At 71.2% G+C, this 21,196-nt stretch carries 21 protein-coding genes; 7 read left to right on the top strand and 14 right to left on the bottom strand.

From position 1 onward, the window contains the following. The first annotated feature begins 125 nt into the window (after window positions 1-125). Window positions 126-1,238, top strand: a complete 1,113-nt coding sequence (locus tag AB0J97_RS31470) for an FAD-dependent oxidoreductase (protein ID WP_364095299.1) — start codon at window positions 126-128, stop codon at window positions 1,236-1,238. Window positions 1,239-1,251: 13 nt separating this feature from the next. Here the strand turns inward: AB0J97_RS31470 and AB0J97_RS31465 are convergent, their stop codons facing one another. Then, window positions 1,252-1,716, bottom strand: a complete 465-nt coding sequence (locus AB0J97_RS31465) for a MarR family transcriptional regulator (RefSeq protein ID WP_364095294.1) — start codon at window positions 1,714-1,716, stop codon at window positions 1,252-1,254. Between the two features lie 192 nt (window positions 1,717-1,908). Here AB0J97_RS31465 and AB0J97_RS31460 point away from each other — a divergent pair, with 192 nt between their 5' ends. Beyond that, window positions 1,909-3,573, top strand: coding sequence for an alpha-amylase family protein (locus AB0J97_RS31460; RefSeq protein ID WP_364095289.1), 1,665 nt, complete (start codon window positions 1,909-1,911; stop codon window positions 3,571-3,573). Between the two features lie 135 nt (window positions 3,574-3,708). Here the strand turns inward: AB0J97_RS31460 and AB0J97_RS31455 are convergent, their stop codons facing one another. After that, a complete protein-coding gene (locus AB0J97_RS31455; RefSeq protein ID WP_357696495.1) occupies window positions 3,709-4,302 on the bottom strand; it encodes a TetR/AcrR family transcriptional regulator in 594 nt (197 codons plus the stop codon). Window positions 4,303-4,370: 68 nt separating this feature from the next. Here AB0J97_RS31455 and AB0J97_RS31450 point away from each other — a divergent pair, with 68 nt between their 5' ends. From AB0J97_RS31450 to AB0J97_RS31440, 3 genes are read left to right on the top strand one after another with little or no spacing between them, the layout of a single operon-like run. Beyond that, window positions 4,371-5,093: an SDR family oxidoreductase gene (locus tag AB0J97_RS31450; RefSeq protein ID WP_364095284.1), complete on the top strand. Its 723-nt coding sequence runs from the start codon at window positions 4,371-4,373 to the stop codon at window positions 5,091-5,093. A 10-nt stretch (window positions 5,094-5,103) separates the two neighbouring features. Next, complete coding sequence (locus AB0J97_RS31445) at window positions 5,104-5,877, top strand: alpha/beta hydrolase (RefSeq protein ID WP_364095281.1); 774 nt, start codon at window positions 5,104-5,106, stop codon at window positions 5,875-5,877. 25 nt (window positions 5,878-5,902) lie between these two features. Beyond that, complete coding sequence (locus tag AB0J97_RS31440; protein ID WP_364095278.1) at window positions 5,903-7,654, top strand: 5'-nucleotidase C-terminal domain-containing protein; 1,752 nt, start codon at window positions 5,903-5,905, stop codon at window positions 7,652-7,654. An 85-nt stretch (window positions 7,655-7,739) separates the two neighbouring features. On the opposite strand, the gene AB0J97_RS31435 is transcribed toward AB0J97_RS31440, so the two are convergent. The 4 genes from AB0J97_RS31435 to AB0J97_RS31420 all read right to left on the bottom strand — a co-directional run bounded on the left by AB0J97_RS31435 (window position 7,740) and on the right by AB0J97_RS31420 (window position 11,682). Continuing rightward, window positions 7,740-8,480 carry a cytochrome d ubiquinol oxidase subunit II gene (locus AB0J97_RS31435; protein WP_364095275.1) on the bottom strand — a complete coding sequence of 247 codons (741 nt, stop codon included), beginning with the start codon at window positions 8,478-8,480 and terminating at the stop codon, window positions 7,740-7,742. 66 nt (window positions 8,481-8,546) lie between these two features. Then, the gene (locus AB0J97_RS31430; protein WP_364095272.1) at window positions 8,547-9,797 is read right to left on the bottom strand and encodes a cytochrome ubiquinol oxidase subunit I; all 1,251 of its coding nucleotides are present in this window, start codon (window positions 9,795-9,797) and stop codon (window positions 8,547-8,549) included. 98 nt (window positions 9,798-9,895) lie between these two features. Next, a complete protein-coding gene (locus tag AB0J97_RS31425) occupies window positions 9,896-10,564 on the bottom strand; it encodes a response regulator transcription factor (RefSeq protein WP_357696484.1) in 669 nt (222 codons plus the stop codon). Then, complete coding sequence (locus tag AB0J97_RS31420; RefSeq protein ID WP_357696482.1) at window positions 10,561-11,682, bottom strand: sensor histidine kinase; 1,122 nt, start codon at window positions 11,680-11,682, stop codon at window positions 10,561-10,563. Before AB0J97_RS31420 ends, AB0J97_RS31425 begins: the two co-directional genes overlap by 4 nt. Before the next feature lie 47 nt (window positions 11,683-11,729). On the opposite strand from AB0J97_RS31420, the gene AB0J97_RS31415 reads away from it, so the two are divergent. Continuing rightward, complete coding sequence (locus AB0J97_RS31415; protein ID WP_357696480.1) at window positions 11,730-11,945, top strand: hypothetical protein; 216 nt, start codon at window positions 11,730-11,732, stop codon at window positions 11,943-11,945. A gap of 3 nt (window positions 11,946-11,948) precedes the next feature. Here AB0J97_RS31415 and AB0J97_RS31410 read toward each other — a convergent pair whose 3' ends face one another. The 7 genes from AB0J97_RS31410 to AB0J97_RS31380 form a co-directional block, all read right to left on the bottom strand. After that, window positions 11,949-12,965: an acyl-CoA desaturase gene (locus AB0J97_RS31410; RefSeq protein WP_364095262.1), complete on the bottom strand. Its 1,017-nt coding sequence runs from the start codon at window positions 12,963-12,965 to the stop codon at window positions 11,949-11,951. Between the two features lie 172 nt (window positions 12,966-13,137). Further along, the gene (locus AB0J97_RS31405; protein ID WP_364095259.1) at window positions 13,138-16,017 is read right to left on the bottom strand and encodes a BTAD domain-containing putative transcriptional regulator; all 2,880 of its coding nucleotides are present in this window, start codon (window positions 16,015-16,017) and stop codon (window positions 13,138-13,140) included. A gap of 48 nt (window positions 16,018-16,065) precedes the next feature. Next, window positions 16,066-16,278, bottom strand: a complete 213-nt coding sequence (locus tag AB0J97_RS31400; RefSeq protein ID WP_357696476.1) for a hypothetical protein — start codon at window positions 16,276-16,278, stop codon at window positions 16,066-16,068. Between the two features lie 81 nt (window positions 16,279-16,359). Beyond that, window positions 16,360-16,677, bottom strand: coding sequence for a DUF3140 domain-containing protein (locus tag AB0J97_RS31395; RefSeq protein WP_357696474.1), 318 nt, complete (start codon window positions 16,675-16,677; stop codon window positions 16,360-16,362). 29 nt (window positions 16,678-16,706) lie between these two features. After that, the gene (locus tag AB0J97_RS31390; protein WP_357696472.1) at window positions 16,707-17,363 is read right to left on the bottom strand and encodes a response regulator transcription factor; all 657 of its coding nucleotides are present in this window, start codon (window positions 17,361-17,363) and stop codon (window positions 16,707-16,709) included. Then, window positions 17,360-18,529 (bottom strand): histidine kinase, encoded by a 1,170-nt coding sequence (locus AB0J97_RS31385; protein WP_364095252.1) that lies wholly within the window; start codon window positions 18,527-18,529, stop codon window positions 17,360-17,362. Before AB0J97_RS31385 ends, AB0J97_RS31390 begins: the two co-directional genes overlap by 4 nt. Window positions 18,530-18,545: 16 nt before the next feature. Continuing rightward, window positions 18,546-19,133 (bottom strand): hypothetical protein, encoded by a 588-nt coding sequence (locus AB0J97_RS31380; RefSeq protein WP_364095248.1) that lies wholly within the window; start codon window positions 19,131-19,133, stop codon window positions 18,546-18,548. A 246-nt stretch (window positions 19,134-19,379) separates the two neighbouring features. Between AB0J97_RS31380 and AB0J97_RS31375 the strand changes: the two genes are divergently transcribed. Beyond that, window positions 19,380-20,126, top strand: a complete 747-nt coding sequence (locus AB0J97_RS31375; RefSeq protein WP_364095245.1) for an SRPBCC domain-containing protein — start codon at window positions 19,380-19,382, stop codon at window positions 20,124-20,126. 45 nt (window positions 20,127-20,171) lie between these two features. On the opposite strand, the gene AB0J97_RS31370 is transcribed toward AB0J97_RS31375, so the two are convergent. Continuing rightward, the gene (locus tag AB0J97_RS31370) at window positions 20,172-20,969 is read right to left on the bottom strand and encodes an alpha/beta hydrolase (RefSeq protein ID WP_364095242.1); all 798 of its coding nucleotides are present in this window, start codon (window positions 20,967-20,969) and stop codon (window positions 20,172-20,174) included. Window positions 20,970-21,196 lie beyond the last annotated feature (227 nt).

Below are 21,196 nucleotides of genomic sequence, written 5' to 3'. Positions count from 1 at the left end.
CATACCGGCGAGGCTCCCGGAACTCATCGCGCTCCCGGAGATCTTTTCGCGAGTTGCAGTTCGGGTTGCGAACTATTATGGTTCGTATCACGAACAAGTCGTTGTCTCGACGGGAGTTGTGCACCATGAGCCGAACTGTGGCGATCATCGGCGGGGGTTACGGCGGCGCGGCGGCCGCCAAGGCGCTGGACGAGCACGCGGACGTCGTCCTCGTCGAGCCCAAGGACGCCTTCGTGCAGAACGCCGCGGCCATGCGGGCGCTGGCCCGGCCCGAGTGGGCCGAGAAGATGTTCTTCCCCTATGACGGGTTGATGCGGCGTGGCCGGATCGTGCGGGAGCGGGCGGTCTCGGTGGACTCACGGGGTGTGCTGCTGGCGTCCGGGGAGCGGGTCGAGGCCGACTATCTCGTGCTGGCCACCGGTTCGGGGTATCCCTTCCCGTTCAAGTTCGACGACGACCTGGCCGGGCAGGCGCGGGAGCGCATCGGCGCCGTCCACGGCGAGCTGGCGGAGGCCGGCCGGGTGCTGATCGCCGGGGCCGGGCCGGTCGGGCTGGAACTGGCCGGGGAGATCAAGGCCGTGTGGCCGGGCAAGCAGGTCACGATCGTCGACCACGGGACGGAGCTGCTGCCCGGGTTCGAGCCGGCGGTCCGCGCCGATCTGCGCAGGCAGCTCGACGAGCTGGGGGTGGAGCTGCTGCTCGGCACCGCCCTGGACGCCGAGCCGCCCGCCGAGCCCGGACTCGCCGGGCCGTTCACCGTCGGGTCCACGGCGGGGGAGCTGTCGGCCGACATCTGGTTCCGCGCGTACGGCGTGCGCGTCCGGACCGGCTACCTCGGCGGGGACCTCGGCGACGCGCGCACGCCCCGCGGCCACGTACGGGTGACCGAACGGCTCAACGTCGAGGGGCACGAGCACGTCTACGCGATCGGCGACATCACCGACCTCGCCGAGGCCAAGATGGCCGGGAACGCGATGCAGCACGCCGAGGTCGTGGCGGCGAACATCATCGCCCAGGTGCGCGGCGAGCAGCCCTCCTCGGTGTACCGGCCCTCGCCGCTGCCGTTCGTCCTGCTGCCGCTGGGGGCCGAGGGGGGCGTCGGCCAGCTGCCCTCGCCCGAGGGGCCGATCGTGCTGCCGGCCGAGTCCGTCGCCGACTACAAGGGCAGGGACCTGTTCACCGGACGGTTCGCGGAGCTGTTCGGGATCGCCGGGGAGCCGGCGACGGCGGGGGTCTGACCCCGGCCGGAGGTCAGGAGGCCTCGGCGGCGCGCTCGATGAAGACCGTAGGGGCGTTGTTGTCCCGCACCAGCCGGGAGAGCAGGTCGGCGAGCGTGGCGCGCTCGCTCTCGTCGAGCCCCGACGGGAGCTCGTCGATGCGCCGGCAGGCCTCGGTGTAGAACTCGTCGGCGAGCTTGGCGCCCTGCTCGGTCAGCGTGACCTGGACCGCGCGACGGTCGCGGGGATTGGGCTCGCGGCGGACCATGCCGCGCTGCGCGGTGCGGTCGACCAGCTCGGTGAGGCTGGACTTGGCCAGGCGCAACATCGAGCCCAGCTCGCTCATCCCGTACGGCTGGGCCATCAGCACGCACAGGAGCTGGCCCTGCTGCGAGGTCAGGCCGTACTCGCGGGCGGACTCGGCGTAGACGGCGTTGACCAGGAAGGTCGACCGCACCAGGGCGGAGACGACTCCCAGCTGCTCCTCGGGCTTGGCCATAAGATCAGTCTAACATCAGTTCGGCTACCGAACTATTGGCTCGGACGAAGCGCGCCGGGAACCGCTCGAAGACAGGATCCGCGCGCAGGCCGGGGTTTGGCCATGCCGTCGTCGCCCGAGGTCAGGCGATCAGAACCGGACGGAGACCACCAAAGGGACATTTCTTCTGGGCGGGTGGGTAGCAGGGCCGCCATGCGACTGACGTACACCTCCGACGTCTGGTGGAAGAACGCCGTCGTGTACTGCCTGGACGTCGAGACGTTCAAGGACGGTAACGGCGACGGCGTGGGCGACTTCCGCGGCTTGACCCAGCAGATCGACTATCTCGCGGGCCTCGGCGTGACATGTCTCTGGTTGATGCCGTTCTTCCCCACCCCCAACCGGGACGACGGCTACGACATCACCGACTTCTACAGCATCGACCCCCGGCTGGGGACCTTGGGCGACTTCGTGGAGTTCATGCGGACGGCCAACGACCGGGGCCTGCGAGTGATCGCGGACCTGGTCGTCAACCACACCTCGGACCAGCACCCATGGTTCAAGGAGTCGCGCAAGAGCAAGGACTCGCCGATGCGCGACTGGTACGTCTGGTCCGACACCCCCGAGCCGGACGACCCGAAGCAGGTGGTCTTCCCCGACAAGGAGGACTCGATCTGGCAGTACGACAAGGGCAGCGGCCAGTACTACCTGCACAGCTTCTACCGTCACCAGCCGGACCTGAACGTCGGCAACCCCGAGGTCAGGGACGAGATCACCCGCATCCTCGGCTTCTGGATGGAGCTCGGGCTGTCGGGCTTCCGCGTGGACGCGGTGCCGTTCCTCATCGAGAACGTCAGCCCCAAGCTGGCCGACCCGCACGAGTTCCTGGCCGACCTGCGGGCCTTCATGACCAGGCGCAAGGGCGGCTCGATCCTGCTGGGCGAGGTCAACGTGCCCTACAAGGAGTTACTGCGGTACTTCGGTGAAGGGCTCGGTGACCAGATCACCATGTGCTTCGACTTCATCGGCATGCAGAGCAGCTGGCTCTCCTTCGCCCGCAACAGCGCCCGCCCCCTGATGGACGCCCTGCGCGAACGCCCCCGGGCCCCCAAGGACTGCCAATGGGCGATGTTCCTCCGCAACCACGACGAGCTGACCCTCGACAAGCTCACCGACGCCGAACGCCAGGAGGTCTTCGAGGCGTTCGGCCCCCGTAAGGACATGCAGATCTTCGGCCGCGGGCTGCGACGGCGGCTGCCCACGATGTTCGGCGGCGACCTGCGGCGCATCAAGATGGCCTACAGCCTGCTGTTCTCCCTGCCCGGCACTCCCGTGGTCTTCTACGGCGAGGAGATCGGCATGGGGGAGAACCTGGACGAAGAGGGGCGGATGGCCGTCCGCATCCCCATGCAGTGGTCCGAGGACGGCGGCTTCAGCCAGACGGAGGACACGGTCCGCGAGATCCCGGAGGGCTCCTTCGCGCCCGACCGGGTCAACGTGGCCGACCAGAAGCGGGACACCGACTCGCTGCTGCGCTGGTTCCAGCTCCTCATCGAGCGGTACCGCGAGTGCCCGGAGCTGGCGTGGGGGCAGTACACCGTGCTGGACACCGGCGACGACGCGATCTTCTCGCACCGCTGCGACGCCGACGGCGCGACGGTCGTGGTCGCCCACAACCTGTGCGACACGGCCAAGGACGTCGAGCTGCGGCTGGACGGCCTGGAGCACTGCGACCTCACGGACCTGCTGGTGGACGGCACGATCAAGGTGTCGGCCGACGGCACGGCCAAGCTCGCGCTGGGACCGCACGGTTGCCGCTGGCTGCGCGCGTCGCCCCCCGAGCTGCCCCCGGAGGACGCGAGCGTCATGTCGCAATGACCCGTGCGGCCGCGCAGGATCGAACCACCCTGATCCGCGCCACCGCACGGCCGGCGCCCTCTGCGGCGGCCCAGCTGTCGTGCGGCGGGTGAGTTGCCGCGCGGTGGTCAAGGCGGGTGAGTCGCCGTGCGGTGGTCAAGGCGTGGGGGGCGGGTAGGCGGTCATCGCGAGTTCGGCGACCTTCAGCAGGTCGGCGTAGGGGGCGCCGTCGCGTGACTGCGTGGACATGCCCTGGATCACCGACGCGTAGAAGGTGGCCAGGGCTCCCGTGTCGGTGCCGGGAGCCAGCCGCCCGGCCGCCACGTCGTCGTCGACGCGCCTCCTGATCGCCGCCTTCGCCTCCTCCCTGAACCCCCGCAGCAGCTCTTCCACCTCGGCGGACTCGGGCCCGCAGTTGACCGCGGCGCTGATGATCAGGCAGCCGCGCGGGTGGTCCGCGCTCGCGTACTCGGCGGCCGACTCGCGCAGCACGCGCTCGACCGCCTGCCGGCCGGTGGGCTCCTCGGTGAGCGCCCTGGTGGTGAAGGCGCCGTAGGTGAGCTGGTAGCGGCGCACCGCCTCCTCGAACAGCCGCCGTTTGTCGCCGAAGGCCGCGTACAGGCTGGGGGGCCTGATGCCCATGGCGGCGGTCAGCTCGGCGATCGAGGTCGCCTCGTAGCCGTGGGTCCAGAACGCGCGCAGCGCGCTCTCCAGTGCCGTGTCCCTGTCGAATGCCCGTTGCCTCGCCATGCCGCCATTCTATAGCGATCGCTATGTTATGGTTTTCTGTATCGATCGCTAAAGAAAGGATTCGAGCGATGAGGACTGCCCTGGTCACGGGAGCCGGCAGAGGCATCGGCCGGGCCATCGCGCTGCGCCTGGCCGAAGACGGGTTCCGGGTGATCGTGAACTACGCGAGGGACGCGGACGCCGCCGAGGAGGTCGTCCGGACGATCGGGGCGCACGCCGTGGCCGTACAGGCCGACCTGGGCGTACCGGAGGACGTGGACCGGCTCGCCCGGCGGGTGGCCGACGAGACGGACGTGCTCGACGTGCTGGTCAACAACGCGGGCATCGGCATGTCCAGGCCCATCGCGCAGGAGACGGAGGAGGGCTACGACCGGGTGTTCGCGGTCAACGTCAAGGGCCTGTTCTTCCTCACCCGGCAACTGCTGCCGCTGATCCCGGACGGCGGCCGCATCGTGAACATCACCTCCGGCGTGGCCCGCATCGCCTTCCCCGAGGGCATCGCGTACTCGATGACCAAGGGCGCGGTCCAGGTGTTCACGCTGGCCCTGGCCAAGGAGCTGGGGCCGCGTGGCATCACGGTCAACAACGTCGCGCCCGGCATCATCGACACCGACGTCAACGCGGGCTGGCTGCAGGACCCCGACGCCCGCGCGTACGCCGCGAGCAGGCACGCGCTCAACCGCATCGGCGAGCCCGGCGAGATCGCGAACGTGGTCGCGTTCGCCGTCTCGCCCGAGGCGAGCTTCATCACCGGCACCACCCTCGACGCCACCGGCGGCGGAAACCTCTAGGAGTCACCTCATGCCCACGGTCATCCACGACGGCGGACACGTGCACTTCGACCGGGCGGGCAGCGGCCCCGGTCTGGTCATGGTCCACGGCACCGGCGGCGACGCCGCCGGCAACTACGGCCACCTCGTCCAGAACTTCACCGACATCCGCACGGTGATCACCCCCGACTACGCGGGCAGCGGCGAGACCACCGACCCCGGCGGGGACCTCACGCTCGACCTGCTGATCGAGCAGGTGGCGGCGACCTTCCCCGAAAGCGGCCCGTCCGACCTGGTCGGGTTCTCGCTGGGAGCGGTGGTCGCGGCCGGGGTCGCGGCCCGGTATCCCGAGCTGGTCAGGCGGCTGGTGCTGATCGCCGGCTGGACGCACGCCGGCGACCCGCGTCTGCGGCTCGGCCTGCGTACCTGGGCCCGGCTGGCGGCCGCCGACCCCGAGAGCTTCGCGGCGTACGGCCCGCTGGTCGGCTTCAGCCCGGCCTTCGTGAGCGGCCTGGGCGAGGAGGGCGTGAAGGCCATGATGGCCGGCGACCCGCCGCCCGGCACCGTACGCCAGATCGAGCTGGACCTGCGGACCGACATCAGGGACCTGCTCCCGAACATCACCGCCCCCACGCTGGTGATCGGCTGCACCCAGGACCACCTCGTCCCGGTCGAGCACGCCCGCGCCCTGCACGCCGCGCTGCCCGGCAGCCGGTACGCCGAGCTCGACAGCGGTCACGTGGTGCTGCACGAACGTCCAGAAGAGGTGACAGCCCTCATCCGCGATTTCGTAACCAACGAGTAATTTGTCCTAGTTACTCTCCAGGCACATGCAGACCAAGAAGCTCGCCGCCACCGGGGCCGCCGCGCTGACCGCGCTGGCCCTGGGGGCGCTCCCCGCCCACGCGAGCGGGGACAAGAGCGTCACCGTCACCGTGATGGGGACGTCGGACATCCACAGCAACGTCCTCAACTGGGACTACTTCAAGGACGCCGCCTACTCCGACAAGCAGGGCAACACTATCGGCCTGGCCCAGGTGTCGTCGCTGGTCAACAAGGTCAGGGCCGAGCGCGGGGCGGACCACACGCTGCTGTTCGACTCGGGTGACACGATCCAGGGCACGCCGCTGGCGTACTACTACGCCAAGGTCGAGCCGATCACCGAGACCGGGCAGACCCACCCGATGGCCAAGGCCATGAACGCCATCGGCTACGACGCCGTCACCCTCGGGAACCACGAGTTCAACTACGGTCTGCCGCTGCTGGCCACCTGGATCAAGCAGATGAAGGCCCCGGTGCTGGGCGCGAACGCCGTGCACGCCGGGAGCGGGAAGCCGGCGTACGAGCCGTTCGTGATCAAGACCATGAAGGTCAAGGGCGAGAAGCCGATCAAGGTCGGGGTGCTCGGCCTGACCAACCCGGGCGTGGCCATCTGGGACAAGGCGAACGTCGAGGGCAAGCTGCGCTTCACCGACCTGGTCGAGTCGGCCAGGAAGTGGGTGCCGGTCATCCGCGGCCTCGGCGCGGACGTGGTCGTCGTGACCGCGCACGCGGGCGACAGCGGCATCTCCTCCTACGGCACCGACCTGCCCGTCGAGAACGCCTCGGCGATGGTCGCCGAACAGGTGCCGGGCATCGACGCGGTGCTGTTCGGGCACGCGCACAACGAGGTCGCCCAGCGCTTCGTGACCAACAAGGCCACCGGGCAGCAGGTGCTGCTCACCGAGCCGGGCAAGTGGGGCCAGCGCCTGTCGCGGCTCGACTTCACCCTCGCCAAGCAGCGCGGCAAGTGGGTCGTCACCGGGAAGACCTCCGCCACGCTCAACACCAACACGGTCACCGAGGACCCGAAGATCGTCTCGCTGCTCAAGCCGCAGCACGACACCACGGTCGGCTACGTCAACAAGGTCGTCGCCAAGTCGGCCGAGGAGCTGTCGGCGGCCGAGTCGCCGTACAAGGACACGCCGATCCTGGACTACATCCAGCAGGTGCAGACCGAGACCGTGAAGGCCGCCCTGCCGGGCAACACGCTGCCGGTGTTGTCCATCGCCGCGCCGTTCAGCCGCACCGCCGTCTTCCCCGCCGGGGACGTACGGGTCAGGGACGTGGCCGGGCTCTACGTCTACGACAACACGCTGCTGGCGATCAAGCTGTCCGGCGCCCAGATCAAGGACTATCTGGAGTACTCGGCCCGCTACTTCAACCAGCTCAACCCGGGCGATCCGGTGGACGTCACCAAGCTGACGAACGCCGCCAACACCCCGGACTACAACTACGACCAGCTCTCGGGCGTCTCGTACGACATCGACGTGGCCAAGCCCGCCGGGCAGCGGATCGCCAACCTCACCTTCGAGGGCGCGCCGATCCCGGCCGACAAGGAGTTCGTGGTCGCGATCAACAACTACCGCCAGTCGGGCGGCGGCGGGTTCCCGCACGTCACCACGGCCCCGGTGCTGTACAACGCCCAGGTGGAGATCCGCCAGGCGCTGATCGAGTACGCCACCGCCAAGGGCACGATCAACCCCGCCGACTTCGCCTCCGCCAACTGGAAGCTGACCCGCGACGGGGCTCCGCTGTTCTGACCTGACACAGGGCGGGCGCGCCATGAAGGCCGCCCGCCTTGTCACAGGCAGCGGTCCTCAGGTGGCAGAACCGGCGCCCGCCTTGTCACAGGTAGGACGGGCCGGTCACGCGGTGCCTGAACGTCCACCACACCCACCCCTGCGAGGCCACCAGCAGCGGGATCAGGACGAGGATCACCGGCGTCAGCAACGCGCCCGACGACCCCGCCGTCAGCGGCAGCCGCAGCCCGGCCAGCACCCCGACCATCAGCATCGCGCCGGCCGTCAGCGCGTACGTGCGGCCCTCGCCGGCCTCGCCGGACAGCAGCCCGGCCCGCTCCCGCAGCGATCCGCGCAGCCGCAGCGCCGCGAACGCCAGCCCGTGCACCGCGAACAGCGCCGCCACCACCAGCGCGGCCAGCAGCACGAGCGGCCCGCGCATGCCGAGCAGCACTTCGGCGAGCAGCAGCCCCCAGGTCAGCGCCAGCCCCCAGCTCCCGGCCACGATCCCGCCGTCCCAGAACGCCTGCCACCGCGCGCCGGGCACCCGCCCCCGCAGCCACAGGCCCATGTCCCGGACCACCCACGAGACGAGCAGCGCGACGACCACCGCGTAGTTGCCGCTCAGGAGGTGGCCCTCCAACTCGGGGAAGAGCCCGGCGAGCACCCCGGCCGAGGCCACCAGCCACACCTCGTTGCCGAGGAAGAACGGCGCGATCGCGGCGATCACCTCGCGCCGCTCGCCCGCCGACCGCCCGAGGTACGGCAGCGCCATGCCGACCCCGATGTCGGCCCCGCCCAGCACGAGATAGCCGAGCGCGAAGAAGGCCAGGACGAAGATTTCCATGTTCGCTTCCTAGAAGGCGAGGAGGGGAGGGGCGAAGGCGGGGACGGGCTGGAAGGCGGGGACCGGTCAGAAGGCGGGGACCGGGACCGGCGTCTCGGTCGGGAGGGCGCCGAGCGCGACCGCGTCGGGCCCGCGCCGGGCCGCCCTGGCCAGCAGCCAGTAGTTGACCGCGATCAGCACCGTGAACACCGTCACGAACGCCGTCAGCGACAACCGCATCTGGCCCGCCGTCACCGGCGACATGGCGTCGGACGTCCGCAACAGCCCGTAGACCACCCACGGCTGGCGGCCCATCTCCCGGAACGTCCACCCGGCGAGCATGGTGACGAACGGTACGGGGATCATCAGCGTCAGCAGCCAGTGCCAGGCCCGGAACCCGCGCACGACCGGCGGGAAGAACATCAGCAGCAGGCTCAGCCCCGCCACGATCGTCATCACCACCCAGAGGATCATCATCGTGATGCCGGCCCCCTGCACCCAGCCGGTCGCGGGCAGGTAGTCGCCCGGCCCGAACCGGGCCGCCATGTCCGCCTGCACGGCGGCCAGCCGGTCGGCCTGGCCGGTCCAGGCCGCGGCCTTGGACGGCTGCAGGGTCTGGAACCCGAGCCCGCCGAACGTCACCGTGAAGAACGAGGCCGGCAGCGCGACGCCGACACCGATGCGCAGCGACTTCCTGAACAGGGCCTGCTCGGCCGTTCGCCTGCGCAGGTGGTAGGCGCTCACCCCGGCCATGAAGAACCCGCCGACGATCATCGCGCCGCCCATGACGTGCCCGAACGCGATCTGCGCGGCCGGGTTGGCGACCATCGCGCCGAAGTCCGTGAGCCGCAGCCTGCCGCCGTCGAGGGCGTAGCCGACCGGGTTCTGCAGGAAGCCGTTGGAGATCATGATCCAGAACGCCGACGCGTACGCGGTCAGCGTGACGACCCAGATCAGCGCCAGGTGCGCCCAGCGGTTCAGCCGGTTCCAGCCGAAGATCCACAGGCCCAGGAACGTGGCCTCGACGAAGAAGGCCACCAGCGTCTCGATCGCCAGCGAGGCGCCGAAGACGTTGCCCGCGTAGTCGGTCAGCCCGCTCCACGACAGGCCGAGCTGGAACTCCATGACCAGGCCGGTGACGATGCCCATGGCGTAGTTGATGATGTAGAGCTGCCCCCAGAACCTCGTCATCCGCAGATGGACGGGGTCGCCGCTGAAGGTGGCCCGGGTCTGGACGACGGCCACCAGCGTCGCCAGGCCGAGCGTCAGCGCGACGAAGAGGAAGTGCGCGCCCGCGGTGAACGCGAACTGCAGGCGGGCGAGGTCCACGGTGTCCATGCCGGAAAGCTTCGCGTTACGGCGTGCTCCGCCGCGTCATGCCGGGGTCTGCAATCCGGCGTACAACCCCGGGCGGAAGATCACTTTGGACGTACGACTCAAGTTGTAAGCCAGCCCGGCGTGATCATCCCGGCCTCGTAGGCGAGCACCACGAGCTGGGCCCTGTCGCGCACGGCGAGCTTGGTCATGATGCGGCTGACGTGCGTCTTCGCCGTGGCGGGGCTGAGCACGAGGCGGGCGGCGATCTCGTCGTTGGACAGCCCGGCCGCCACCAGGCCCATGACCTCCCGCTCCCGCTCGGTGAGCGCGTTGAGCTCGGGGCCCGGCTCCGGCCGCTTGACCCGGCCCGCGAACTCCGCGATCAGCCGCCGCGTCACCGACGGCGAGATCAGCGCGTCGCCCCTGGCCACGACCCTGACCGCGTGGATCAGCTCGGCCGGCTCGGTGTCCTTGACCAGGAACCCGCCCGCGCCCGCGCGCAGCGCGCCGTAGACGTAGTCGTCGAGGTCGAAGGTGGTCAGGATGATGACCTTGACGCCGTCGAGCCGCGGGTCGCCCGCGATGCGCCGGGTGGCCTCCAGGCCGTCGAGCTCGGGCATGCGGATGTCCATGAGCACGACGTCGGGCCGGTGCTCGTGGGCGCCCGCCACGGCCGCCGCGCCGGTGCCGGCCTCGCCGACGACCTCGATGTCGTCCTCGTCGGACAGTATGGACCGGAACCCGGCGCGTACCAGGGTCTGGTCGTCGGCGAGCAGTACGCGGATCATCGGGCTCCGTTCAGTGGCAGGCGGGCGACGACGCGGAAACCGCCCTCGGGGCGCGGGCCGGCCTCCAGGTCGCCGCCGAGCGCGGTGGCGCGCTCGCGCATGCCCTGCAGGCCGAAGCCGCTGCCTTCGGTGTACGTGACACCCGGGCCGTCGTCATCGACCCGGATCAGGATATTTCCGGATGAGTTGCTGACCGCGAGGGTGGCCTTCGTCGTGCCGGAATGGCGGGCGACGTTGGTCAGCGACTCCCTGATGATGCGCGCAGCGGCCAGGTCGACCTCGGTCGGCACGTCGTCCAGCGGGCCGGACAGCTCGGTGGCCACCTCCAGCCCCGACGCCGCGACCAGGTCCGGCAGCCGCGTGAGACTGCCCGCGGGGGCGGTCGGCGCGTCCTCGTCCACCTGGCGCAGCACCCCGAGCGTGGTGCGCAGCTCGCGCAACGTCTCCTTGCTGGTCTCCTTGATGGTCCGCAGCGCGGCCTCGGCCTTCTCCGGGCGCCTGGCGAGCCCGTGCAGCGCGGCCGACGCCTGCACGTTGATCATGGAGATGTTGTGCCCGAGCACGTCGTGCAGCTCCCTGGCGATGCGCAGCCGTTCCTCGCTCTCGCGCCGCCTGGCCTCCTCCTCCTTGGAGCGCTCGGCGTCCAGCGCGCGCTGCTGCGCCTCCAGCAGGTACGCCCGGCGGTTCCTGGTGACCCCGCCGAACGCGATCGCGGCCACCACCCAGCCGGTGATCGCGCCGAACATGCTGTCGTCCACGTGCCTGACCCCGTGGGCCTCGCCGAATCCCATGGCCAGCAGGACGGCGGCCCCGGTGGCGATGGCCGCGACCAGCCGGCCCTGGTCGGCGGCGGTGTACAGGGCCACGAACACCAGCACGATCAGCGGCCCGTCGAGCCGGGCGAGCGGGTAGTAGACGGACACCGCCGCGACGACCACGATCAGCGACGCGACGGGGAGGCGCCGCCGCAGCATCAGCGCGCCGCACGACACGATCGGCAGCACCACGTCAAGGACGTTGGGAGGCTGCACGCTCCGGAACGCGGCGACCACAGTGCCGGCGAGCGCGACGGCGACCACCAAGAGGGACACCGTGGTGCTCGCCTGCAATCTGCGCATGTGCTCCATTTTGTATGGTCATGCGGGTCATGGGGTAGTTGAGCGGGATGACGACTAAGGATGAGCTCCGGCAGGTCGAAGAGGACCTCGCCCGGCTTAAGGCGGAGAACCAGGAGCTGCGCGACCAGGTGGGCGACATCGGCGCGACCGACCAGATCGAGACCTCGGCCATGATCGCCCAGGCCGACGAGCAGTCCGAGCTGATCGCCGACCTCGAACGGCGCCGTGCCGACCTGGAGAGACGGGTCGAGGAGGAGGGTTGAGGCTCAGCGGCGCAGCGGGGCGCCCACCTCGTGGAGGTGGCGCAGGGCCTGGCCGTAGGAGGCGACGAGCCCGGTCTGCAGGTAGCTGACGCCGACCTCGGCGCAGTAGCTCTCGACGATGGGCTGGGCCTTGCGCAGGTTGGGCGCGGGCATGTTCGGGAACAGGTGGTGCTCGATCTGGTAGTTGAGCTGGCCGAGCGCCACGTCGGTGAACAGGCCGCCCCTGACGTTGCGGGAGGTCAGCACCTGCTTGCGAAGGAAGTCCAGCTTGTCGTCCTTGGTCAGGACGGGCATGCCCTTGTGGTTGGGCGCGAACGTCGACCCCAGGTAGAGACCGAACAGCCCCTGATGCACGACCAGGAACACCAGGGCCTTGCCGAACGGCAGCACGGTGAAGACCGCGCCGAAGTAGAGCACGAAGTGGCCGGTCAGCAGCGCCAGCTCCGCCCACGGCCGCTTGGCCGACGGTGCGAGCAGCGCCTTGAAGCTGGCCACGTGCAGGTGCCAGGCCTCAAGAGTGAGCAGCGGGAAGAACCAGAACGCCTGGTACTTGGCGACGAAACGGGGCAGGCCGACGCTCCGCGCCACCTGGTCGTCCGACCAGACGAGGACGGCGGGCGAGACGTCCGGGTCGTGGTCCTCGTGGTTGGGGTTGGCGTGGTGGCGGTTGTGCTTGGTGGTCCACCACCCCCAGCCCAGGCCGATGCCGAGGTTCCCGAGGAGGAGACCGGTCACGTCGCTCGGCCGCCGCGTCCTGAACACCTGGCGGTGGCCCAGGTCGTGGGAGACGAAACCGAACTGGGCGAAGACCACGGCCAGTGCGACCGCGACGAGGAGCTGCCACCACGAGTCGCCCACCCAGGCGAACAGCGCCCAGCAGCCAAGATACGCGGCGACGACGATGCTGAGCCGCACCGCGTAATAGACGGGACGCCGGTCGAGGAGACCGGCGTCCGAGATTCGGCGGGCTAGTCGGGCGAAGTCACTGCCCCGGGTGTCGACCACACTTGGACTGGCCACAGATCTCCTCACATTGCGGTGGAAAGTTGCCACAACCCTGGCGTATCCGCCGCAAATCCGGAAGGTGTTCCGTGGTCATCCGGGGAGCGGTGGAGCAGGGGGCTCGTCGTCGGTTCCGTGGCCTCTCCCCAGACCATATGGTGCGACACCCCGTGCCGCGCACGCGACGGGCTCAGCCCAGCAGGAAGAGCGCGTGCCGTTCGGGGTCAGGCAGCGCTGCTCCCCTGGTCAGGGCCTCGTGGAAGGCGTCGGCGCCGAGCATGGAGCGGCACCGCCCGTCGAGGGCGACGACGAGGGGATCGGCGGAGCCGTCGATGCCGCGCAGCGCGCGGGCGGCGCCCAGCAGTTCGGCCGCCGCCCGGGGCGGCAGGTGCTCGGCCGCGCCTTCGAGCACGGCCGCGCGGGCCGTCCGGTCGCCGCAGGTCTCCATCAGCTCCAGGGCGGTGCGCAGCGACGGCTCCGGCGCGGCCACGCGGGCCAGCTCGACGTGCATGAACGCCCTGAACTGCGCGGGCCCCTCCCCGCTGCCGAGCGCCAGCGCGCGGACGAGCAGCCGGGCCGCCCCGGTCCGGTCGCCGGTGCGCCGGGCCAGCTCGGCGCGGGCGTGCAGAACCCTGGCCTGGGTCACCGCGTCCTCGGCCCGCAGCGCCGACCGCCACGCCTCCTCCAGCGTGACCGCGGCCCCCTCGTGGTCGCCCGCCCGCGCCTTGAGCTGTCCGAGCCGGAGCAGGTACGTCATCGGGCCGAGCGGCGCGTCCAGCCCCGACAGCTCCTCGGCCAGGCGGCCGGGCTCCTCGGCGCGGGCCAGCGCGGCGGCGAAGTCGCCCCGGTTCTCGGCGACCAGCGACAGCCAGTAGAGCGAGGCCCACTGGCCCCAGCGGTCGCCGGTGCGGCGGAAGCCGTCGAGGGCCGGGCCGAGCAGGTCCTCGGCGCCCGCGACCGTGCCGTACTCGAACCGGACGATGCCGCCGAGCAGCAGCGCGGCCGAGCGCGTCCACAGGTCGGGGGAGTCGCGCAGGCGCTCGACGGTGTCCTCGGTCAGCTCGACGACTTCGGCGGGCGGGCGTCGCGCGCCGCTCATGGCCCAGAAGTTGAGCGCGGCGGGATGGCCGGAGCCCAGCACCGCCGGGGTCGGCTCGCCGCCCGTCAGCACCCGGCACAGCCCGTGTGCCAGCTCGCGCCCCGGCGGCGGTACGTCGCCGACCCGGCGCAGCACGGCCGCCGCCCGCTCGCTCATCTCACGCCGTCGCCCACGCATGATCCACGGCCAGAACCGGGGCAGGATCAGCCTGAGCGGGTCGTCGGAGTGGCGCAGCGCGGCGTCGAGGTTGTCCTGCTCGGCGTCCAGCACCTCCAGGCAGGCGAGCTGCTCGCCGGTACGCAGGAGGGGCTCGGCGTCCTCGGCCAGCCGGGTGTAGTAGTGGGCGTGGGCCTGCCGGAGCGCGGGCAGGTCGGCGGCGGCGTACTGCCTGATGGTGGCCAGCATCGAGTAACGGTCGCCGGAGACCGACACGAGCGACTTGTCCACGAGGGAGGCGAGGTCGTCCGGGTCGCCGCCGCACACCTCCGCGACGGCCTCGTACGTCGCGCCGCCGGAGAAGACCGTCAGCCCGCGCAGCAGCTCGCGCTCGGACGCGGACAGCAGGTTCCAGCTCCAGTCGATGACGTCGCGCAGCGTACGGTGGCGCGGCTCCGACGTGCGGCCGCCGCGGAAGGTCAGCCGGTCACCGAGCTGCCGGACCAGCACGGACACCGGCATCGTGCGCAGCCGGGCGGCGGCCAGCTCGATCGCCAGCGGGATGCCGTCGAGCTCGCGGCAGATGCGCTCGGCGTCCGCCGCGCCCACCTCCAGGCCGGGCCTGGCCGCCGCGGCCCGCGCCAGGAACAGCTCGGCGGCCTCGGGCAGTGGGAGGACGGGGTGCAGGTTCTCGCCGGGGACGTCGAGCGGCTCCCTGCTGGTCGCCAGGACGCGCAGCCCGGCCACCTCCGACAGCAGCCACCGCGCGACCAGGGCGGCCTCCTCGACGACGTGCTCGCAGTTGTCCAGCACGATGAGCGGCGACGTGCCGCGCAGCGTGCGGACCACGTCGGTCGTCCTCAGCACGCTCTCCACCGCGGCCCGCACGCCGGTGGCGGAGGCCAGCTCGACCAGCCACACCCCGTCCGGCACGTCGAGCCCCGAGGCGGTCTCCAGCGCCAGGCGGGTCTTGCCCACGCCGCCGGGGCCGACGAGCGTGACCAGCCGCTCGTCCTGGCCGTCCAGCAGCGCGCGCAGCCGGGCGACGTCGCCCTTCCGGCCGACGAAGCCGGTGAGCCGGGCGGGCAGGTTGCCCCTCGGCGCGGGGGCCGGGTCGCGCAAGGCCGCCATGTGGGCCGCGCGCAGCTCGGGGCCGGGATCGACGCCCAGCTCGCCGGCCAGGTCGGCCCTGATCCGCTCGAAGACCTCCAGCGCCTCGCCCCGCCGCCCGCGCGCCACCAGCGCCCGCATGAGCAGGGCGTGGAACGGCTCCCGCAGCCGATGCGCCGCCACCAGCCCCTCCAGCTCGGCCACCAGCCCCTCCAACTCCGCCACGACCCCGGGCCCGGGGCTCCCGGCCGCCGGGTCGGCTGACAGGTCGGCGGCCATCGCGGTGGCGAGGGCGGTGAGGTGTAGTTCCTCCAGGCGGGCGGCCGGGGCGGCGGCGAACTGCAGGCCGGCCGCGTCCGCCAGCGCGGGCCCGCGCCACAGCGCCAGCGCGCCGCGCGGGTCACCGGCCCGCACCAGCCGCTCGAACGCCGACGCGTCCACCTCGCCGGGCGGCACGTCCAGCAGGTAGCCGGCCGGGTGGGAGGAGATCAGCCCCGGCGCCTGCCGGCGGGCCCGCGACACCAGGGACTGCAGCGCCGCCGCCGGATGCGCGGGCGGCTCGCCGGGCCACAGGTCGTCGATCAGCCGGTCGGCGGTCACCACCCGGCCGGGGTCGAGCGCCAGGCGGACGAGCAGGGCGCGTACGCGGGCGCCGCCGATCTCGGCCCCAGCCACCTGGAGCGGCCCCAGAACCCCGATCCGCATGCCCCCACCGTACGCACCGGCGGCACCGGGCAGGCCGGCACGGGCGGCTCAGCCGGCCGCGAGCTGGTCGAAGAGGTCGAGCGCGGCCTGGCGCACCTCCGCCGGGGACAACCCGTCGAGGGCCTGCCGCGCGTCGGTGATGTCACGTGTCGTGGCCAGCGTGATGGCCACGGACGACGCCGCGGCGCGATCGATCGATCCCGTCGGGGCGGCGTCGGCCAGCTGCTGGGCGCTCGCGGCGAGGTCGAGGTTGTCTCTCAACGGATCTCCTCGGACGAAGTCTGCTTCGCACATTTCATCACTTTGCGTCGCCCCACATCCACCATTTGTTGAATTCGGAGGTTATGCCCTGAGCGGGTCGTGCCCGACGGACATGAGCTCGCGCCGCGAGTCGTCGTCCGTCCGGTCGCCCATGGTCTCGACCAGCTCGACCACCTGGCGCATCACGTCCAGGTCGGTCTTGGTCAGGTCGCCCTTCCGCTTGCTCAGGACGTGCAGCACGCCCCGGCCCAGCTCGTCGATGCCCATGTCGGGGTCGGGAGGGAAGCCCTCCTCGTCCGAGGCGTCGGCCAGCAGGTAGCCGCGCAGCTCCTCGGAGTTCATGTTGACCACCCGATGGAACTCCTGCCAGAGCGTGTCCGTATCGAAACCCTCAGTCATATGGGCCGCCTACCCGCCTGATCCTCCCGTTACGCCCCGGGAACGGTCAGCCCCGACTCGTAGGCGGCGATCACGGCCTGCACGCGGTCCCGCAGGCCCAGTTTGCTCAGCACGTTGCTGACGTGCGTCTTCACGGTGTGCTCGCTGACCACCATGCTCTCGGCGATCTCCGCGTTGGACAGCCCGCGCGCGATCAGCTGCAACGTCTCGCGCTCGCGGGCGGTCAGCGACTCCAGCGTCCGGGCGGGGGTGGCCGCGGCCGCGGGGCGGGAGGTGAACTCGGCGATCAGCCTCCGGGTCACCGTGGGGGCGAGCAGCGACTCGCCCGCGGCCACGACGCGGACCGCGGTCACCAGGTCGTCGCGCCGCACGTCCTTCAGCAGGAAGCCGCTGGCGCCCGCCCGCAGCGCGTCGAACACGTAGTCGTCCAGGTCGAACGTGGTCAGGATCAGCACCCGGCAGCCGGTCTCGGCGCACACGATCCTGGCCGCCTCGATGCCGTCCATCCTGGGCATGCGGATGTCGAGCAGCAGGACATCGGGCTCGTGGGCCCGTACGGCGGCCACGGCCTCGATCCCGTCGCTCGCCTCGGCCACCACCGAGATGTCGGGCTGGGCGTCGAGGATCATCGCGAACCCGCCCCTGACCAGCTCCTGGTCGTCGGCCACCACGACGCGCACGCTCATCGGCCGGCCTCCAGCGGCAGCCGCGCCGACACCGCGAAGCCGGGGCCGTCGGCGCGCGGGCCGGCGGTCACGCTGCCGCCGCAGGCCGCCGCCCGCTCGCGCATGCCGATCAGCCCGTTGCCACCCGAGGGCAGCGCGGGGCCGCCGCCGCGCCCGTTGTCCGTGACGTCGATCATGAGGTGGTCGTCCTCCCAGGTGAGCCGGATCTCGGCGCGGTCGGCGCCGGAGTGCTTGACGATGTTGGTGAGCGCTTCCTGCGTGATCCGGTAGGCGGCCAGCGCGCTGTCGGGCCCGATCGGGCGCGGCTCGCCGACCTCGGCGAAGTTCACCTCCAGGCCGGTCCCCGCCACCTGGCCGGCCAGCGTGGGCAGGTCCGCGAGGGTCGGCTGCGGCGCCCTCGGCGCCTCGGGCTCGTCCTCCTTCAGTACGCCGAGCATACGGCGGAGCTGCACCATCGCGTCCCGGCCCGCCGCGGCGATGGCGTCGAAGGCGGCCTCGGCCCTGGCCGGGTTGCTGCGCACCACCACGGGCCCCGCCTCGGCCTGGACCACCATGAGGCTGACCGCATGGGCCAGGATGTCGTGCATGTCGCGGGCGATCCTGGCCCGCTCGCGTTCGGCCGCGCGCTCGGCTTCCAACTGACGCTCCCTTTCGAGCCGGGCCGCGCGCTCGGCCAGCTCGGCGGCATGGGCGCGGGACGTGGCCGCCGCCCGGCCGATGGCGTACGCGGCGGAGAACAGGGCGACCCCGCGCATCGCGGTCTCCCACGAGCCGACGGAGGACAGGCCGCCGACGAGGGTCACGACGAGCATGACGACCCGGGGCAGGCGGGGGGAGTAGGCGGCGACCGTGTAGAAGATGACGAGGGCGCCGTACCAGATGGGCTGGCGGGCGACGTTGTCGGAGAAGTCGTAGAGCGCGCCCACGAGCAGGCTGACGATCAGCATGGTCACCGGCCACCTGCGCCGCCAGACGACGGGGAGCGAGGCGCCGATCGCGACCACGTACCCCCACGCGTCCCACCTGCCGCCGGACGGGTCATGACTGGAGATCAGCGGCCATGCCTGGACGACGGCGATCAACAGGGCGAGCGCCCCGTCCACCCAGAGGTGGGGGAGCGCTCGAAGCCTACGGCGAAGGACGTTGACCAGCGTCAAATCGGACACAGGATCCCATTGTTCCTCACGCATGGACGAGCGTGTGCCGGGCGGCGGGCTGGACCTGGCGCCGGGCCAGCGGCCAGAACGACACCAGCATGCACAGGGCGCCGAGCGGGATGAGGTCCTTCTCGATGATCGGGATGGCGAAGTCGAGCATGACGAGGACGGGCGTCCAGAGCTTGAGCTGACGGCGCGCGGCGAGCTGGATGACCAGGGCGAGCTGGGCGATGTAGAACAGCATCGGCCCGACCTGGTAGACCGCGAGGGACACTCCCGGGATCGCCTGGACCTGGTCGAACAGCGGGGACATCGCGTCGTGGTCGGCGGACATGAACCCGACGGCGATGTCGATCACGAACTGCGCGGACGCGCACGCGATGCCCACCAGGCCGACCACGAGGCTGGTGGTGGCGATGCGGTTGCGGTCCAGCATCCGCCACATATCCCGAAATATCACGATGAACAGGCCGAGAGCGGCAAGAAACGCGAGATGGCCGGTTGTCCAGGCCAGTCCGGGCCCTCGGGTTCCGTCGAAGCCGTCGGCGATTCGGATGAGGCCGTACGCCAGGACGAGCAGCGGGGCGGCGACGAAGGCGATTCGGGTGTTCATCGGGGTTCTCCTCAGCGGGTGGGGCGATGCACTTATCCTGCGGTTTTCCGCTCCGAATGTGATCACCGGGACGGGCGATCCCGCGCCTCGCTCTCAAGAGGGAGGCCCCTCACTCGCAAGGGCGTCCCCCGCCGGACGACCAGGTTTCCCCGAGACGCACTACCGACAAGACGAGTCGGCTTGACAAGCGATATTGTCGGTGCGATCCTCGGCCGCACTGCCCGAGGCCGTGACAGGGAGACAGTCATGCCGCACGAGTTCGAGATCCGCCACGAGATCCCCCTGGACGCAGCCCCGGACGTCGTCTGGCGGGCCATCGCGGAGGGACCCGGCATCGACTCGTGGTTCATGGGCCGTACCGAGCTCGAACCCCGTGAGGGCGGCAGGGGCACGCAGACCTTCGGCGCCGACGTCCCCACCGAGACCGTGGTGACCGCCTGGGAGCCGGGCGAACGCCTGGCCTACCGGGGCGTGGAGAACCCCGACGGCACGTTCATGGCCTTCGAGTACCTGCTGGAAGGCCGCGGTTCGGCCGGCACGGTGCTCCGTTTCGTCCACAGCGGCTTCCTCGGCGACGACTGGGAGTCCGAGTACGACGACCTTGAGCGCGGCGACCTCCAGTACCTGTACAAGCTGGCCGTCTACCTCAGGCACTTCCCCGGCCGGATCTCCACCCACAACCTGTTCCTGGTCGCCCCGCGCGCGTCCGAGGAGGAGTTCTGGGCCGCGCTGGAGACCGCCCTCGGCCTCGCCGGACGTCCGGCGGCGGGGGAGAAGGTGACGGTCGCGATCGAGGGGCGGGCGCCGGAGCAGGGCGTCGTGGAGTGGGTGACCGCCCCCGGCACCTTCGTGGCGGTCCGTACGGACGACGGTCTGTACATGTTCGTCCAGGGGCGGGGCATGGCGGTGGTGGAGCACCACGCGTACACGCCGGTGGACGGCGCGGCCCTGGAGGTCGCCTGGACCCGCTGGCTCGCCACCGCCTTCGCCTGACCGAGCCCTCGAACCAGCCCGGACGGGCCCCCGTGGCGGTGGACCTCAGGCGAAGAACTCCTTGAGCACCGGCGCCAGCGCCTCCGGCTTGACGATGTGGGTCTGCCCGTCGAGCGTGCGGTAGTCGGCCGCGGGCAGCGCCTTCGCCAGCGCGCCGACGGAGTTGCGCATCCACTGCGGGCTCTTCCCGCCGTCGGCGACGAGCGTCGGTACGGTCACCGACGCCCACGCCTCCTCGGGCAACGACTCTCCCCGCTGGTAGGGGGCGACGAGCGCGGTGTCGTACGGCAGGGTGTGGGCCACGGCCTTGAGCTTGGCCCACGCGGGCATGAACCGCATCATCGCCACCACGAACCCCGGCAGGCCGACGCCCTCGCGCATGAACAGCTTGACCGCCTCGGCCCGGCGGTCGGCGGCCACCAGTGCCTCCAGCCGCCGTACGTAGTCGTCGCCGAGCGAGGGCCGGGTGCCGTCGACGATGAACGGCGGCTCGTACAGGGCCAGGCGCTCGACGGGTAGGCCGTTCGCGACCGCGGCCAGGGCGAGCGCGGCGCCGGACGAGGTGCCGTACAGGCGGATCGGGCCGCCGGCCGCCTCGGCGAGCGCGGCCAGGTCCTCGAATTCCCGCTGCGGGGTGGTCGGGGTGGTGTCGCCGCTCTCGCCCCGGCCGCGCCGGTCGTAGGTGTAGACCGTGAAGTCGGGGGCGAGCGCCTCGGCGAGGCCGCCGTTGATGCTGGAGCCGCGGAAGCTGAGTGCGCCGTCCACGAGGATGACCGCCGGGCCCTGACCTGCGCGTTCGTACGCGATGGGAGTGCCATCCGTGGAGTTGATCATGCTGCTCATGGTGTTCCTCCGTTTCGTGAGGCCCACGATGTCACCGACAAAAATATTTGTCAAGAAAAACTTCGGGTGGGGATGTACTGATGCGGGCTCCTTTGCGCTCTTACCTGGTGGAGTCGTCCTGAGCGCGGGGGACGCTGGGGCGGCTCCCACGTCGCGTGCCGCGAACAGGAGGGGACGGCACGTGCCGCGGACGGGGGCGGGCGGTCTGCCAGCCGCACGCCCCGGCC

Origin of the sequence: Nonomuraea sp. NPDC049607, assembly GCF_040675375.1 — a bacterium.
Classification (GTDB): domain Bacteria; phylum Actinomycetota; class Actinomycetes; order Streptosporangiales; family Streptosporangiaceae; genus Nonomuraea.
This window is presented reverse-complemented; position numbering and strand designations above follow the sequence as displayed.